General features: G+C 49.2%; 14 protein-coding genes. 6 read left to right on the top strand and 8 right to left on the bottom strand.

Going from position 1 to position 15,618, the window contains the following annotated elements:
- Nucleotides 1-80: 80 nt before the first annotated feature.
- Nucleotides 81-1,010: a zinc transporter ZntB gene (locus PQQ36_RS07635; protein ID WP_045618693.1), complete on the top strand. Its 930-nt coding sequence runs from the start codon at nucleotides 81-83 to the stop codon at nucleotides 1,008-1,010.
- A gap of 3 nt (nucleotides 1,011-1,013) precedes the next feature.
- Here PQQ36_RS07635 and PQQ36_RS07630 read toward each other — a convergent pair whose 3' ends face one another.
- Nucleotides 1,014-2,114 carry a GNAT family N-acetyltransferase/peptidase C39 family protein gene (locus tag PQQ36_RS07630; RefSeq protein ID WP_108654508.1) on the bottom strand — a complete coding sequence of 367 codons (1,101 nt, stop codon included), beginning with the start codon at nucleotides 2,112-2,114 and terminating at the stop codon, nucleotides 1,014-1,016.
- Between the two features lie 66 nt (nucleotides 2,115-2,180).
- Between PQQ36_RS07630 and PQQ36_RS07625 the strand changes: the two genes are divergently transcribed.
- Nucleotides 2,181-3,632 (top strand): RimK family protein, encoded by a 1,452-nt coding sequence (locus tag PQQ36_RS07625; RefSeq protein ID WP_273660630.1) that lies wholly within the window; start codon nucleotides 2,181-2,183, stop codon nucleotides 3,630-3,632.
- A gap of 76 nt (nucleotides 3,633-3,708) precedes the next feature.
- On the opposite strand, the gene PQQ36_RS07620 is transcribed toward PQQ36_RS07625, so the two are convergent.
- A complete protein-coding gene (locus tag PQQ36_RS07620; RefSeq protein WP_013571224.1) occupies nucleotides 3,709-4,893 on the bottom strand; it encodes an NnrS family protein in 1,185 nt (394 codons plus the stop codon).
- A gap of 134 nt (nucleotides 4,894-5,027) precedes the next feature.
- Between PQQ36_RS07620 and PQQ36_RS07615 the strand changes: the two genes are divergently transcribed.
- Nucleotides 5,028-5,582 (top strand): gamma-glutamylcyclotransferase family protein, encoded by a 555-nt coding sequence (locus PQQ36_RS07615; RefSeq protein ID WP_026060787.1) that lies wholly within the window; start codon nucleotides 5,028-5,030, stop codon nucleotides 5,580-5,582.
- Between the two features lie 14 nt (nucleotides 5,583-5,596).
- Here the strand turns inward: PQQ36_RS07615 and PQQ36_RS07610 are convergent, their stop codons facing one another.
- The gene (locus PQQ36_RS07610; protein ID WP_011151020.1) at nucleotides 5,597-5,929 is read right to left on the bottom strand and encodes a tRNA-binding protein; all 333 of its coding nucleotides are present in this window, start codon (nucleotides 5,927-5,929) and stop codon (nucleotides 5,597-5,599) included.
- Nucleotides 5,930-6,096: 167 nt separating this feature from the next.
- On the opposite strand from PQQ36_RS07610, the gene PQQ36_RS07605 reads away from it, so the two are divergent.
- Nucleotides 6,097-7,098 carry a substrate-binding domain-containing protein gene (locus PQQ36_RS07605; RefSeq protein ID WP_011151022.1) on the top strand — a complete coding sequence of 334 codons (1,002 nt, stop codon included), beginning with the start codon at nucleotides 6,097-6,099 and terminating at the stop codon, nucleotides 7,096-7,098.
- A 13-nt stretch (nucleotides 7,099-7,111) separates the two neighbouring features.
- Here PQQ36_RS07605 and PQQ36_RS07600 read toward each other — a convergent pair whose 3' ends face one another.
- The 5 genes from PQQ36_RS07600 to galE form a co-directional block, all read right to left on the bottom strand.
- The gene (locus PQQ36_RS07600; protein ID WP_011079685.1) at nucleotides 7,112-8,713 is read right to left on the bottom strand and encodes a methyl-accepting chemotaxis protein; all 1,602 of its coding nucleotides are present in this window, start codon (nucleotides 8,711-8,713) and stop codon (nucleotides 7,112-7,114) included.
- Nucleotides 8,714-8,935: 222 nt separating this feature from the next.
- Nucleotides 8,936-9,994, bottom strand: a complete 1,059-nt coding sequence (galM, locus tag PQQ36_RS07595) for a galactose-1-epimerase (protein WP_101957290.1) — start codon at nucleotides 9,992-9,994, stop codon at nucleotides 8,936-8,938.
- A 9-nt stretch (nucleotides 9,995-10,003) separates the two neighbouring features.
- The gene (gene galK / locus PQQ36_RS07590) at nucleotides 10,004-11,164 is read right to left on the bottom strand and encodes a galactokinase (protein WP_045611132.1); all 1,161 of its coding nucleotides are present in this window, start codon (nucleotides 11,162-11,164) and stop codon (nucleotides 10,004-10,006) included.
- Between the two features lie 110 nt (nucleotides 11,165-11,274).
- Nucleotides 11,275-12,327: a UDP-glucose--hexose-1-phosphate uridylyltransferase gene (locus PQQ36_RS07585; protein WP_108677475.1), complete on the bottom strand. Its 1,053-nt coding sequence runs from the start codon at nucleotides 12,325-12,327 to the stop codon at nucleotides 11,275-11,277.
- A gap of 83 nt (nucleotides 12,328-12,410) precedes the next feature.
- Nucleotides 12,411-13,430 carry a UDP-glucose 4-epimerase GalE gene (gene galE, locus PQQ36_RS07580; protein WP_011079681.1) on the bottom strand — a complete coding sequence of 340 codons (1,020 nt, stop codon included), beginning with the start codon at nucleotides 13,428-13,430 and terminating at the stop codon, nucleotides 12,411-12,413.
- Between the two features lie 306 nt (nucleotides 13,431-13,736).
- Between galE and ebgR the strand changes: the two genes are divergently transcribed.
- Together ebgR and PQQ36_RS07570 are read left to right on the top strand one after the other, a co-directional pair.
- A complete protein-coding gene (gene ebgR, locus PQQ36_RS07575; RefSeq protein WP_273660627.1) occupies nucleotides 13,737-14,735 on the top strand; it encodes a transcriptional regulator EbgR in 999 nt (332 codons plus the stop codon).
- Nucleotides 14,732-15,607, top strand: a complete 876-nt coding sequence (locus PQQ36_RS07570; RefSeq protein WP_273660626.1) for an SGNH/GDSL hydrolase family protein — start codon at nucleotides 14,732-14,734, stop codon at nucleotides 15,605-15,607. The genes ebgR and PQQ36_RS07570 overlap by 4 nt, the downstream gene beginning before the upstream one ends.
- Nucleotides 15,608-15,618 lie beyond the last annotated feature (11 nt).

Raw genomic sequence — 15,618 nt, 5'->3', positions numbered from 1 at the left:
TGCACAATGATTAGAGTAGCCAAACTCCCCCAAGTCGCGTAACTTGGGGTGAGTTTCAATCACCAAAGCGACTCTTTGTTATGGGATTTTTGATCGATCACTGGGATTTTTCCACCACACCTGCCAACCAGCCAGATAACAACTTTCAAACGATAAAAGCGAATCACTGGTACCACTGTGAACGCCATCATCCAGACATTCGCACTTGGTTACTCGAAAACCAAGTGCCACTTAGTACCGTGAACCATCTATTGGCTGATGAAACGCGCCCTTCTTTCCATCGTTATGACGACGACAGCTTTATGCTGATCTTGCGTGGCGTCAATATGAATGAAAACGCTGTGCCGGAAGATATGCTCAGTATCCGGATTCTCTATTTCAATGGCACCCTGATCTCCACACGCAAAACATCCTCCAAAGCCATTTCTGAAATTCGCGAAGCGCTGGTTGAGCAAAAAGGTCCCGCGGCGATTGCCGATCTTTTGCTGGCGATTGTCGATGGTTTAACCGGCAAAATGCAGCACTATCTGTTGGATATTGAGGAACAGATTGAGCAGTTCGAACTCGATACCGATCAGATTGGTGACATCATTGAAGTGCAAAAAGCGCTGTTGAGGATAAAACGCTTTATTCGCCCGCAGCAATACGCCATTGCAGATTTCGCTATGGCCGAACTGGGTTTGTTGGAGAAAAAGCAGCTGATGCTCAATTACGCGTTGAGTAACATTACCCGCATTAACGAAACCATTGATTTCTTTCTGGGTGAATTGGCGCTGCTCAAAGAACAAATTCAGCAGTTGCGCGAAGACAAAATCAGCCGCAACAGCTATCTGTTTACATTAATCGCCAGTATTTTCTTGCCCACCAGTTTTCTCACCGGCCTACTCGGTATCAACATTGGCGGCATACCCGGTGTGGAATCGCCACTCGCCTTCTTATGGTTCTGTATTGGGTTGGTGGTCATTTTTGCCGCCGAAGTGTTACTACTCAAGCGGCTCAAATTCTGGTGATGCTTACACTTTTACGCGGTCTGGGTGGATAACCACACAGGCCGTGTGTTTCTGTTTACCAAAGCCGATGATCTGCGCTAACGCTTTTTTACTCACCGTCACGTGCGCAGATGCCATCGCTTCTTCTTCCGATTCTGCGTGGGGATCGTGAATAAAGAAAAAACGCTCACTCATGCCACTTAGCAGCACCCAGTGCGGCTCTTTGCTGCCATTAAATCGATAGGTGCTGATCAGCAGCAACACGCTCGCGCCCATGCTGATCCATTCTTCCAACTGGCTTTGCGATGGCGGCGCTTCAATGGTGCTCACAGGGTATTCTTCTAACTGCTGACAGAAATCCTGATGCACAATTTCAATCACTTGCTTCTTATTTTCATCGCGCACGCTGTCAATAAACGGCGTCGATTTCGCATGACTCCACAGCTCTACCGTGTAACCTCGGCGTGCAGCCGCTAACGCCAAACCATGCCCACTGCACCCGCCATGTCCGGCGGCCATAAAAATGGTGGTTGCTTCGCGCCAAAGCTGCAACTCCTGCTTACGTGATGGCTGAAAACTTGCGTCGTGATGGGCAAACGCCATCAACAAACAAGCCGCGCCACAAGTAAAAGGGGTGGTCTGCACATAGAGCGGCACAGGCAGCAAAGTTTTGGGCCCATAATGCGCCAAACGTTTCTGCATTCGTATCCCATCACTCAAGTCATCATAATAGTGAATAAGGATTTTAAGCTTTTGATAACCCAGCTTTTTGTACAAATTTATTGCGGCACTATTGTCTTCACGAACTTCTAGGCGTAATGTAGTGAAACCCTGTTCGATGGCTGACTGCTCACAGAGTTCAATCAGCGACTGAGCAATCTTCTGCCCCCGAAATTCAGGTCTAACGGCAATCGAATACAATCTTGAGAGTTGTGTTCCTTGATGAAAAAGTAACAGTGCATAACCCGCGAGCTGTTGGCCACTATCTGCCACCAACAAAACGGCATGTTCAGATTGGATGAAACGCTTCATTTGTCTTGGTGCAATTCTATCACCAACGAAAAGTTCCCTTTCCAATCGGTTTAACGCGTCAAGATCGGCAATTTTCGCAACACGAAAATCCATGTAACACCTTCAGGAATAAGTGAGAAAGCACCCTCATCATAGCTCGTTTATTAAGGAAAGAAATAGATGGCAAATCTTTTAATTGTGACTGACCAAGCTAGCGATTGGCAGCAGTATTTCCCATCTGAACAAGTGGTTGATGTTGCCCAATATCTCAACAGTGACTGGCAACACAATCAGCGTAGCGTGCAGGTGGTGAACCTGTGTCGCGATTATGGTTACATGAGCAGCGGTTACTATTGTTCGCTAATGGCGGGGGCTCGCGGCCACCGCGTCATCCCGACGGTGACGGCCATTAATGACATCACTCAACCTCTGCTGATTTCATCTGGATTCCTCAAGCTCAACAAGTTGGCGAAAGAGCAAGACAGCATCCGCTGTAAGATCTACTTTGGCCGTACTGAACACAAAGGTTTAGAGAAGCTCGCCCGTCGTCTGTTTGAACAATTTATGGTGCCCGTCATTGAATTAAAGATGACCAAAAATCAGCACCATTGGCAAATCGACTCCGTCGCGCCTTTTCCATTCCAAGAGCTCAGCGACGCGGAAGAAAACTTCTTTATTGAGTCGTTGGAGATGTTCTCCAACAAGGTTTGGCGTAAACCCAAACAAGAGAAAAAGTATCGCTATGACATCGCGATGCTGATCGATGAAGAAGAAAAAATGCCCCCTTCATGCCCACAAGCGTTGAAACGCTTTAAACGCGCGGCATCGCGTTTGGGAATGAACTTAGAAACCATCTCCAAAGATGAGATTTCTCGTTTGGGTGAATTTGACGGTTTGTTTATTCGCAGCACCACCAACATCAGTAACTTCACCTACCGTTTTGCTAAAACAGCGGAAAAACTGGGCCTAATCGTGATGGACGACTCTGAGTCGATCATGAAATGCACCAACAAAGTCTTTCTTACTGAGTTGCTGAAAAACAACAAAGTGCCCGCGCCAGCGAGCGTTATTTTGAAAAACTTCGACCCAGAATGGAAAAGTGACCTGCTCAATGAGCTGGATTTCCCAATGGTATTGAAGATTCCAGACGGCGCATTCTCACGTGGCGTGGTGAAAGTACGTAACGAAGAAGAGTTAGAAAAAGAAGCCACAGCGCTGTTTGAAAAAAGTGAGCTGATTTTGGCGCAAACCTTTATGCCAACTGACTTTGACTGGCGCATTGGTATTTTGAACCGCCAAGCGATTTTCAGCTGTAAATACATGATGAGCCGCGGCCATTGGCAGATCTACCAACACCACAATAGTGGCCGAGTGTCGTCCGGTGGTTTTGAAACCTTAGATTTGAAACAAGTGCCAAAAAACGTGGTTGATGTGGCGCTAAAAGCCGCCAACTTGATTGGTAATGGGCTGTATGGTGTCGATCTTAAGGAAGTGGATGGCCAAGTGTATGTCATTGAAGTGAACGACAACCCAAGTATTGATCATCATGTTGAAGATGCTTTCCTTGGCGATTTACTCTATGACCGCGTGATGACCGAGTTCTTGCGTCGCATTCAAATGCGCGGGTTCTAACATCCAACGTCAATACGCTTTTAATAACACAAAGCCACTCCTCGTGAGTGGCTTTGCTGTTTATATCATGCAGAGCTTAGCCCGGGTGACCATCGGCTCGCGGCGTCACGAGCATATAACCAAACTTCCAGACAAACAGTGTAAACGCGAATACCCACAGCGCGGCACTGATGTCGATCCAGATAAACAGTTGTGCTGGCGCAAAAATGACGCCAAAACTGCGCACCAAAGCCGCGAGGAAGAGTGCGCCAAACGCCAGACTCATATTCGGCCCTTGGTAGATCATTCGTCCGGTGTGCCCCATGGTGACACGTGCAATCATCGCCAGAATAAGCCCAGCTAAAGCCCCAATCGCAAATAAGTGGATCAGGTTGTGTGACGCAAACGGATTATCCAGCAAACCGCGCAACAGCAGACTCAACGGTAAACACAGATAAGCGGCATGCAACGACCAAACCAACGGCTCACTTAGGGTCAGCCAAGGTTTCCAACGGATAAAGCGCACCAGTTGCGCGCCCCCCGCGATCACCATCAACGGCTGGCCAAGTTGTGCCATGGTCACTGGGAAAAAGCTGAGCAAAAACAGCATCACCAAAGGTAAGTTTGCCGCCCAATCGAGCCAAACAATCGGATTGGCTTTTTCAAAGTTAAAGCGACGTGCGGTAAAGAATGGGATCACGCGTGCCCCCATTACCGACAGCAGCAAGGTGAACCACCAGAGCATCGCTTGCCAAACCGCCGAAGAGGTAAATGGCGGCATGCCTTTTATTGTCGCGTAGCTGGCAAAATTAGCACCAATCGCCAATAAAAACAGTGGGACGAAAAAGAGATTACGCCAACCTTTGGCCTGCACCACTCGGCTACCGATTTCAAAGGCTACCAAAGCAAGAAACAGCGCTTCAATGCTGGAGGTTAACCACAGCGGCGTTGGCGTCCAAAGCAAAATCCTCGGCAACAGCCATAGCGCCACCAGCAGTGCTAAACGATAATGTTTGGTGCCGTTGATACCCGTCCAGTTTTGTACCGCGGTTAAAAGGAACCCAGCCACAATCGCCATCGCAAAACCAAACAGCATTTCATGCACATGCCACCAAAGTCCTGGCACTTGGAGTTGTGTTGGCTGACCGGTTTGAAAAATCCATACCCACACCGCAATAGCGATAATGGCGTACACCGAGCCTAATAAAAAGAAAGGTCGAAAACCCAATCTCAGCCAAGCGGGAATTTTTTCTTCCACTTTTTTGTCAGTAATATTTAGCACGTTTCGCCCCCTCCACATGCTGAGCAAATTCACAACAAATGCAGTGTAGCACTTAAGATGCATTAAAAATACAACTTTAAAAATTTTACCTCTTAGGTATAACGGTCATTAGGAATATGGTTCAAGGAATACAGATGTACATTTTTGGTTATGGCAGCTTAATCAATGCTGCGTCGCGTCAATTGACGGGTCAAACGGGTGAGGCTATCCCAGTGATTGCTCACGGCTTGGTGCGCTATTGGGGCAAAGTCGACGACAGCTACATCCTCTCACCGTTGGTTGTAAACCGTGGCGAGAGCCAAGTGAATGGTGTGCTACTGGAAATTGATGATCGTGCACTCGCTGAGTTCGATCGCCGAGAGAGAGGCTACCATCGCATTGAGATTACGCCAGATCAGATAGAAACCGACCACGCATTCAATCGTGCTCATCCAATTTGGGTGTATGTAAAAGACGATCCGCAACCACCCTGCCCTCTTAGCCCGATCATGCAAACGTATGTCGATACAGTACTCGCGGGATGCTTAGAGATCTCCGAAGCATTTGCCCAACATTTTGTGCAATACACCGTAGGCTGGCATTTTCCTAAAGAAGACGATCGCCACGCGCCAAAATATGGCAATTTGGCAGGAGTGGAACCACATCACTATCCATTGATTGACGCGCTCATAATACAAAAGGGAGCATGACGCTCCCTTATCAACTACACAATTCTCACTCCCGTCGGCATCGCTCTTTCTGGCGTTAAGAGAACACTTTCGCTTTCATCGTCCGTTTCTGCGCACAACAGCATGCATTCTGAGGTTTCTCCACGCATTTTCGCTTTGGCAAGGTTGCACAACACCACCACTTGTTTGCCCATCAGCTCTTCTTCGCTGTAGTACGGCACGAGGCTAGTGACGGTTTGCAGTGTTTTCTCGCCGACATCAATTTGTACGATATAGAGTTTGTCTGCATTCGCATGACGGGCAACTTCAATAATTTTCCCAGTACGAATTTCCAGCTTGGCGAAATCAGCGTAAGCGATCGTTTCCATGTAAGATAACCTCAGTAAAGTTTTACTAAAAAGATAACGTTTACACTATCATTAGAGCCTGATATTACAAGTGGTAAAGATCGCATTTTTAAAATGAAAACTCGCAGTTATTTGCCTAATTTACAGTTCAGAGGTTTAATGAGGGCAGCATAGAAATGAGGTAACACATGGCCACAATTAAAGATGTTGCTCGCGAGGCTGGCGTTTCCATCGCCACCGTCTCACGAGTGATTAATAAATCGCCCAAAGCCAGTAAAGCGTCGATTGAATCCGTCACTCAAGCAATGGCCAAACTGGGCTACCGCCCCAACGCCGCCGCCAAAGCGTTGGTGAGTCAAAGCACCAACACCATGGGCGTATTGGTTGGTGATGTATCGGATCCCTTCTTCGGCACGCTGATTAAAGCCGTCGATGAAGTGGCCCATGAAAATGGCAAGCATCTACTGATTGGCAATGGCTATCACAATGCCGAGGAAGAGCGCAGAGCCATTGAACTGCTGATCAATAGCCGTTGCGATGCACTAGTGATTCATTCGAAAGGCTTGAGCGATGAAGAGTTGCTGTCATACGCGCAAGAAGTGCCAAGCTTAGTGATCATCAATCGTCATATTCCACAAATCGCGCAACGCTGCATTTCCCTCGATAACTACAAAGGGGCCTATTTGGCTACAGAATATTTGATTCGCCATGGCCACCAACACATTGCCTGCATTTCATCGAGCCACAAAATTGAAGACGCCGACGCGCGCATCGCTGGGTACCTTGCCGCATTAAGAGACAATCACATCGAGCTCTCCAGTGCGTACATCGAACAAGGCGAGCCCAATAGTGATGGCGGGGAAACGGCAATGACTAACTTGCTGACAAAATCTCTGCCGATCACCGGCGTGGTGGCTTACAACGACTACATGGCGGCGGGTGCGCTATCGGTATTGGATGAAAATGGCTTAAAAGTGCCAGAGCAAGTGTCAATGATAGGATTCGATGATGGTTTGATTGCTCGCTATGTCAGCCCTCGTCTCACCACCGTACGCTATCCAATACAGATGATGGCAGAGAAAGCCGCGAGACTGGCGATCGATTTGGCTCGCCAGCAAGAAGCCGACCACAGCACCATGATCTTCTCACCCACTTTGGTAAGAAGAGATTCTGTGGCCAAGCTCTCTTAGCGCCTTTGCCTCATCAAAGCTTAAATCGCGTCATCTTCTGATCAAGCTGGCGCGACAAATCGGCCAAGGTTTCACTCTCTTCAGCTAAGAAGTTGGCCGCTTGCGACATCTCCATCGCCGCGTCATTGATACCACTGACGTTGCGATTCATCTCCTCCGCCACCGCACTTTGTTCTTCCGCTGCAGTGGCGATCTGCGTTGCTTTATCGCTCACGTGACGAATGTGATCAACGATCAACTGCAAATCCTCTCCCGCGTGTTCCGCTCGAGCGACACTGCTTTGTGCCAGTGATTGGCTTTTCTCCATCGCCTCCACGGCAGAGACGGCTAACTGCTGCAGTTTATTGATGGTGGTTTGTATTTCATCGGTCGATTGATGGGTGCGCCCAGCCAGATTTCGCACTTCATCAGCCACCACCGCAAAACCCCGCCCTTGTTCTCCTGCCCTTGCGGCTTCTATCGCGGCATTGAGCGCAAGCAAATTGGTCTGCTCTGAGATACTGCTGATCACATTGGTGAATTCGCTGATCTGCATCACCCCTTCTTTGAGCTTGGCGACCTGATCATTGGCCACTTCGAGTTCAACAGACAGCGACTTAATGCTGTCCACACTGGAATGCACGTCTTTATCGCCCAAGTTAGCTTCTTTGGTCGCATCCAGCGTATCTCTGGCGGTGTCTTCTGCGTGGCCAGCTACATCAGCCACCGTCGCACTCATCTCATTCATTGCCGTGGCTAACTGATTCAACTGGTCTCGCTGACTCAACACCGCTTGGCTGGTCTCTTCCGCTGATGATGCAATGCGCACCGCGGCATCAGCCACCTCGGAAGCAGATTGAACCGATTCAAACAGCGCCTCTCTGACTGAGCCGATACTTTGATTGATGTCCTGTGCCAAGCGGCCAAATTCATCTTTACCCAACACCGCCACTTGAGCGGTTAGATTTCCTGCCGCGACTTGCTTCATACTCTGGCGAATGGCGTTTAACGGCTCAATCACCGCGCGGCTAATCAGCATCCCCAGCGCACTCATGACCAAGGCAATCGCAAGAGTGGCCATGCCCATTTTCAAAATTTGTTGATTCACCGCCGCTTCGATATCGTCCAATAGCATCCCAGAGCCAATGATCCAGCCCCAAGGAGCAAAACCGTGCACCACGGAGAGTTTGTCGGCGGGTTGACCGCGACTGTTTTGCCACAGATAGGTGAGTGAGCCTGTGCCTCCCGCCCGGCCTAAATCCACCATAGTGAACCAAAACTGACCATCGCTGCCATTGCCCATCTGCTGGCCAACCAACTCAGGTTTGATCGGATGAACCACGGTATTGCGATTTTCATCAATGACAAATAGATAGTTGTTTTCATCAAAACGCGTGGCTGAGATCAACGCCTTGGCCAGATTTTGCGCCTCTGATTTGGCGTATGTTTGGCTGAGTGATTCCACTTGTGACAACACCGTATGGATCACGGCGTTCAACCGCGCGTGACGCTCAGCAATCAAGTTCGTTTTGAGAGTATTAACAGAGATAAACAGTAGGAGTAGGAATCCTAAAATTCCGACAGCAACAATCATTGCCAGCTTATAGCTGACTTTCATATTTCTTAGCTTCAACATGACGTACCCATCCCGACAGAGATTCTGACTCAGATTTTCAAGGCTGATAGATTTGTTATTTTTATAATTGCTCTTTATAGAATGGTAGAGGGGAAACGCTTTGCCACTGGCAACACTGAGTTTGTTAACTGGATCACTAAAAAATATGCAACCAAGAGCATTAATTGTTTTTGAGGAAAGAATGAAAAAGGCTCCAACATGCAGAGCCTTTTATTTAAACGACTAAAAATCAAAATGATAGGAGGTAAAGTAACGATACTCTTCTCCAGGATAAAGCAGGCAACTGGGTTGTGGCCAATCCGGATGGTTCGGCGAATCAGGCAAAAATTGGGTCTCCAGCGCCAATCCTGCGTAGTCTCGATATTCACTACCACTGCGGTTTGGTGTGCCTGCCAGCCAATTACCCGTGTAGAGCTGAATGGCGGGTTTGTTGGTACAAACAGACAAACGAATCAACTCATCAGGCGAGGTCACACACACAACGGGCAGAGACACATCGCGCTCTCGTTCAAACAAATAGCTGTGATCATACCCTTTGGCACATTGTTGCTGCTCATCTTGTAGCAAAACTTCACCAATGGCTTTTTCAGTATTGAAATCAAAACTGGTGCCAGAAACCCTTCGCAGCGTACCCAATGGAATGCCAACGTCATTGGTCGGCAAATAGCACGGGGCATTTAATACCAACTTATGCTGCAAGCAATCATGCCCCGATTCCGCCCCCATTAGATTGAAATACGCATGGTTAGTGAGATTCACTGGCGTCACGGCATCGGTTGTTGCCCAGTAACGAATAGTCAGTTGATTCTCGTCGGTCAACTGATACTGCACGTTAACGCTAAGATGGCCGGGAAACCCCTGATCGCCATTTGGAGATTCGAGTGAAAAGGTCACTTCGCTACTTGATTGCGATTCAATATGCCAACGTCGTTTATCAAAACCTTGCGCTCCACCATGCAAACAGTTCCCCGCTTGGTTTACCGAAACTTTGTACGCCACATCATCAATCGAAAAAAGCCCATTGGCGATGCGATTTGCATAACGCCCGACGGTTACCCCCATGTAACTTGCCTGACGCTCGAAGTTCTGCATCGTCCCCACGCCTAACAGAACTTCTCTTCGCTCCCCGCTCGCCAACGGTAATTGGCAACTTAGCCAAGTCGCGCCAATGTCCATTAAGGTCACAGACATACCCGCACGATTTGACAGTTCCACTAATTGGGCAGACTGGCCATCAAAGGCTGCCTGCTCAGTCATAGTTTGGTTCAATTGAGCAATCATCCCGCCGTCCTACAGCATTTCAACCAAACCTGCGCCATCTTTGGCTTGGCACACGTAGATGGATTCTTTTAAGCCTGTGGCCGCTTGGTATTTCGCTGCAACGGTGGCTTTCACGTCATCAACCAGCGCTGGTGGTACAAGTGCCACGATACAGCCACCAAAGCCACCGCCAGTCATGCGCACACCGCCTTGGTCGCCAATCACCTCTTTGACGATCTCCACCAGCGTATCGATCTCTTTTACCGTGATTTCGAAATCATCGCGCATTGAGGCATGAGACTCGGCCATCAGCTCACCCATGCGCTTCATGTCGTGCGCTCGCAGCGCTTGCGCCGCTTCCACAGTACGATCGTTTTCTGTGATGACGTGACGGGCACGTTTTGCCACCATTTCATCGAGCTCAGCAACTTTCTCGTTGAACTGCTCAATCGTCACATCGCGCAGCGCTTTCACACCGAAAATGCGCGCCGCTTCTTCACATTGCTGACGGCGAGTGTTGTATTCACTGTCGACCAAACCACGTTTTTTATTCGAGTTGATGATCACGACAGCCATCTCTTCTGGCATCGAAACCGATTCTGTTTCTAGGCTACGGCAGTCCAATAACATCGCGTGATTTTCACGCCCTTCCGCTGAAATCATTTGGTCCATGATGCCGCAGTTACAACCAACGAATTCGTTCTCGGCTTGCTGACCGTTTAAGGCGATTTCCGCTTGGCTGATCTCAAGATTGAACAGCACTTTGAACGTCTGGCCAATCACCACTTCCAACGCCGCCGATGAGCTCAAACCCGCACCTTGAGGCACGTTGCCGCTGACTGAAATATCCGCTCCCGTGAACGCGTAACCGCGTGCAAGAAGGCACTTCACTACGCCGCGAATGTAGTTTGCCCACATTTTGTCTTGCTGGAAGGTTATGGCTTGCGTGATATCGAACTCGTCCACTGCGTTGCCGTAATCGACTGAAACCACACGCACGATATTGTCTTCACGCTTTGCTGCTGCCACCACGGTTTGGTAGTTAATGGCACATGGCAACACAAAACCATCGTTGTAGTCGGTGTGCTCACCAATCAGGTTCACACGACCAGGCGCTTGAATGATGTGGCTTGGCGCGTAACCCAGCACTTGTTCAAAAGAGGTTTTCACATTTTGGATAAGTTCAGACATAGGGACGTTCTCTTAAAATAGTAATTTGATGTGGGATAGCGCGTTGAGCCTAACTTTCTCTCTGTAAAGCCGCGCTATCCCGTTATTCGTAATCAGTCCAATTTAAAGACTTAGCATTCTTTGTAATGGACATCACTCACATCACGCAGACGCTGCGCGGCTTGCTCTGCGGTGAGATCGCGTTGGCTTTCTGCCAGCATTTCGTAACCGACCATAAACTTGCGAATCGTCGCACTGCGCAGGAGTGGCGGATAGAAAAGTGCATGAAGCTGCCAATGGTCGATGTCAGTGCCTTGGTCAAAAAACGGCGCGTAGTGCCAGCCCATTGAGTATGGGAATGAGCACTGGAATAAGTTGTCGTAACGGCTGGTCAGCTTCTTAATCGCTAGTGCTAAATCATCTCGTTGCTCATCGCTGAGTTCGCTCATGCGGCGAATGTGCGTTTTCGGCAGCAGCATGGTTTCAAACGGCCACGCTGCCCAGTAAGGCACCACCGCCAACCAGTGCTCGGTTTCCACCACGATGCGCGAGCCATCTTTGAGTTCCGCTTGCACGTAATCCACCAGCAAGTTGCTGCCGTGTTCTTGGTAATACGCTTTTAGGTTGTGCTCTTTGCGCTCAATTTCATTGGGTAAGAAGCTGTTCGCCCAGATTTGACCATGTGGGTGCGGCTGAGAACAGCCCATGGTTTCACCTTTGTTCTCGAACGCTTGAACCCAAACGTATTCCTTGCCGAGCTCTTCAATTTGTTCGTTCCAGGTCTCAATCACGCCGCGGATTTTTTCCACTGGTAGCTCAGGTAAGGTTTTGCTGTGATCTGGCGAGAAGCAAATCACTCGGCTCAAACCACGCACACCTTGGGTTTTGAAGAGCGGATTCTCTGACTCTGGCGCATCCGGTGAGTCCACCATCAAGGCAGCAAAATCGTTCTTAAACACGTAAGTGCCTTGGTAATCTGGATTGACATCGCCAGAGACGCGTTCGTTGGTCGGACACAAGAAACATTTCTCATCATAACTTGGCAGTTCATCAATGGCCGGTTTTTCATCGGCACCGCTCCAAGGGCGTTTTGCACGATGAGGGGAAACCAAAACCCACTGGCCCGTGAGAGGATTAAAACGACGGTGTGGGTGATCCACAGGGTTAAACTCAACATTCGACATATGACTTACTCAACTCTTCAAAAATCTTCAAACTCAGCTTCCCAACACTGTGAGAAGCGCAGATGACAACGCGGTGACTGCCATTACGCTGGGGAATAGCCATTAGGATTGTTTGACTGCCAGTTCCACGTATCGGCAGTCATTTCCGCCACCGAGCGTGTTGCCTTCCAGCCAAGTTCACGCTCGGCTTTTTCTGTGCTTGCCCAGCATTCGGCAATGTCCCCTGGGCGACGTGGACATAACTCGTACGGTACCGGTTTACCGCATGCGGCCGCGAACGCCTCCACCATCTCAAGCACGCTCGAGCCTTTGCCTGTGCCTAAGTTGTAAATGTGCAAACCCGAGGTTTTCCCCACCGATTTCAATGCGGCGATGTGGCCATCGGCCAGATCCATCACATGGATGTAATCGCGCACGCCGGTGCCGTCAGGGGTTGGATAGTCGTTGCCAAATACCGAGAGTTTTTCACGGCGACCAACGGCCACTTGGGCGATAAACGGCATCAGGTTATTGGGAATGCCTTGTGGGTCTTCCCCCATGCTGCCTGATGGGTGCGCACCAACCGGGTTGAAGTAACGCAATAAGGTGATGCTCCAGTCATTTTCTGCGTGGAACAAATCGCTTAGACACTGCTCCACCATGTATTTACTGCGTCCGTATGGGTTGGTGGTGGCGCCTGTTGGTGAATCTTCCGTAATCGGAACGATTTCTGGGTCACCGTAAACCGTTGCCGATGAACTGAAGACAATGCTTTTCACCCCGGCTTTGCGCATGCAGCGCGCCAATACCAACGAACCATTGACGTTGTTGTCGTAGTACTCGAGTGGTTTTGCCACCGATTCGCCAACCGCTTTGAGGCCAGCAAAGTGAATCACCGCTTGAATATCATGCTGGGCGAACACGGAGTCTAAAAAGGCTTCGTCACGAATGTCACCTTGGTAGAAGGTCGGTTGCTTACCCGTGAGCGCTTCAATACGGCTTAACACGTCCACTTTCGCATTGCATAAGTTGTCGACGATGATCGGTTCCATACCGGCTGCCATCATCTGCACACATGTATGGCTACCGATGTAACCCATGCCACCTGTCACTAAAACGTTCACCCTTGCCTCTCCTGATCTCAAATTTGCTCAATGGCCTTGCTTATTTAAAAGCTTACCAAGCATGTTGGATCGGGTTCCGTGATCCAATTCGCAAAGTGTAAACGTTTTCACTAATTTTCATAAACAATCCTTTTTACACTGAGATTTAGTGAAAGACATTCCACCACACACCTCGCGTGCCAGTATCATAAAAACACTCACGGCTCGATTTTTACTAAAAAAACGGATGCATCACGCAGCCTCTTGATTACAATAGAGAACAGATGAATTCACTCAGCACAGTGCGCTGTGCCAACAGGAAGAAGAATGGCTACGTTAAAAGATATTGCCACGGAAGCGGGCGTTTCCCTGGCCACGGTGTCGCGAGTGCTCAATGAAGACCCGACTCTGAGTGTCAAAGAAGAGACCAAACGCCGCATCTTAGAAATTGCGGAGAAATTGGAATACCGAACCAGCAGCGCGAAAAAGAACAGCGTTGCCGCCGTGCCGGCCCATCATTTCCTGGCATTGTACAACTACAAGCCAGAAGCTGAGATTAATGATCCTTACTATCTCTCTATTCGCCATGGCATTGAAACCCAGTGTGAAAAACTCGGCATCAATTTAACCAATTGCTACGACAGCAAAATCGACCCCGACGTGAAAAAGATCACCGGTGTCCTTATGGTTGGCAAAACCACGCCTGCCGCGATGTTGCGCGCCAGCAAGATGACCGACAACATCTGCTATCTCGATTTTAGCGATGACAACGGCGACTTCGACAGCGTGGATATTGATCTGGTAAAAATCAGTAAAGAAGTAACCGATTTCTTTATCAGTCAAGGTTTTGATCGCATTGGTTTTATTGGCGGTCAAGACGAACCCGGCCAAGCCGACATTCGCGAAATGGCGTTTGCCGAGTATGGGCAACTCAAAGGCGTGGTCAACGAGTCAGACATTTATCGCGGTGATTTTTCTAGCGCTTCTGGTTACAAACTGGCGCAAGCGATGTTGGAAAAGGGCAACTATCCGAAGGCGCTGTTTATCGCTTCCGATTCCATCGCGATTGGCGTGCTGCGCGCTTTGCTCGAACATGGGCTCAACATTCCTCGCGACGTTTCACTGATCAGTGTCAACGACATTCCCAATGCCAGATTCACTTTCCCTCCTCTCTCGACGGTGAGAATTCACTCAGAAATGATGGGCATTCAAGGCGTTAACTTATTGGTGGAAAAAGCGCGTGACGGCCGAGCACTGCCGCTTAAAGTGTATGTGCCAAGCAAGCTCAAGCTAAGAGGAACGACGCTGGAGAGGAGCCAAGCATGAACCACGAGCAACTGCTTAACGAGCTGGAAGAAAACGCCTGCCTTGATCTGCATAAACTCTATTACGCCAACCCAGACAAGCGCTTTTATGCTCTGCTGGCGGAGCTTTACCAGTTACGCAAACAACATGGGCTGACAACACGTTTATCTCCTTACGTCACGGAAATTGAATCTCTGACCAAAGCGCTCAGTCTGACCATAGAACGAAGTCTCACCGATGAGCAAAAGGGTCACACCGTGACACCAGAGCAGTTTGACCACTTAGTTGAAACGCTCGACTTTAACCAAAGGGCCCACCGCATGAGTCGTTTTATTTTAACCAAAGATAACCACAAAACGTTTAGTAAACCGGTTGAGCTGGTGATGTACGGCGATTCCATCACCGAGTGGGGCCCTTGGCACGATGCTTTTTCTGGTTTTCAAGTCGCGAATCGCGGGCTCGCAGGGGACACCACCGCAGGCATGCTTGAACGCATTGACACCACGTTGGTGTGTCAGCCGAAACTGGTGTGTATCATGGCGGGGATTAACGATTTAGCGCAGGGCTACTCGGTGCAGCAAGTCGTGGAAAATTACTGTCGAATGCTGGCCATTTGGCAAGAACAGGGCATTGAAGTGTGGGTGCAGTCCACGCTGTATGTGGGCGAGCGAATGTCATCATTGAACCCACTGGTCAGCGAGTTAAATCGTCAATTGGGGCAAATATGTCAGGCGCAATCACTGCGTTTTATCGATCTCAACGCCACGCTCTGCCCAGAGCAGACACTGCCTCTTGATTGCAGTTGCGATGACTTACACCTCAACTCGCACGCTTACGCGCAATGGCTTTCGGTGCTCACGCCAATGCTGGACGCTCGTTTCACTGCGGCATAAAGCAGTGACAC

This window comes from Vibrio sp. CCUG 15886, from assembly GCF_028570825.1.
GTDB lineage: Bacteria > Pseudomonadota > Gammaproteobacteria > Enterobacterales > Vibrionaceae > Vibrio > Vibrio vulnificus_B.
Note: the sequence above shows the minus strand (reverse complement) of the source record. Positions and strands in the feature narration are given on the sequence as shown.

Excerpts from the sequence above, each read along its gene's own strand:
- PQQ36_RS07635 (WP_045618693.1), top strand. The coding sequence starts at position 81 with ATGGGATTTTTGATCGATCACTGGGATTTTTCCACCACACCTGCCAAC.
- PQQ36_RS07630 (WP_108654508.1), bottom strand. The coding sequence starts at position 2,114 with ATGGATTTTCGTGTTGCGAAAATTGCCGATCTTGACGCGTTAAACCGA.
- PQQ36_RS07625 (WP_273660630.1), top strand. The coding sequence starts at position 2,181 with ATGGCAAATCTTTTAATTGTGACTGACCAAGCTAGCGATTGGCAGCAG.
- PQQ36_RS07615 (WP_026060787.1), top strand. The coding sequence starts at position 5,028 with ATGTACATTTTTGGTTATGGCAGCTTAATCAATGCTGCGTCGCGTCAA.
- PQQ36_RS07610 (WP_011151020.1), bottom strand. The coding sequence starts at position 5,929 with ATGGAAACGATCGCTTACGCTGATTTCGCCAAGCTGGAAATTCGTACT.
- PQQ36_RS07605 (WP_011151022.1), top strand. The coding sequence starts at position 6,097 with ATGGCCACAATTAAAGATGTTGCTCGCGAGGCTGGCGTTTCCATCGCC.
- PQQ36_RS07600 (WP_011079685.1), bottom strand. The coding sequence starts at position 8,713 with ATGTTGAAGCTAAGAAATATGAAAGTCAGCTATAAGCTGGCAATGATT.
- galM (WP_101957290.1), bottom strand. The coding sequence starts at position 9,994 with ATGATTGCTCAATTGAACCAAACTATGACTGAGCAGGCAGCCTTTGAT.
- galK (WP_045611132.1), bottom strand. The coding sequence starts at position 11,164 with ATGTCTGAACTTATCCAAAATGTGAAAACCTCTTTTGAACAAGTGCTG.
- PQQ36_RS07585 (WP_108677475.1), bottom strand. The coding sequence starts at position 12,327 with ATGTCGAATGTTGAGTTTAACCCTGTGGATCACCCACACCGTCGTTTT.
- ebgR (WP_273660627.1), top strand. The coding sequence starts at position 13,737 with ATGGCTACGTTAAAAGATATTGCCACGGAAGCGGGCGTTTCCCTGGCC.
- PQQ36_RS07570 (WP_273660626.1), top strand. The coding sequence starts at position 14,732 with ATGAACCACGAGCAACTGCTTAACGAGCTGGAAGAAAACGCCTGCCTT.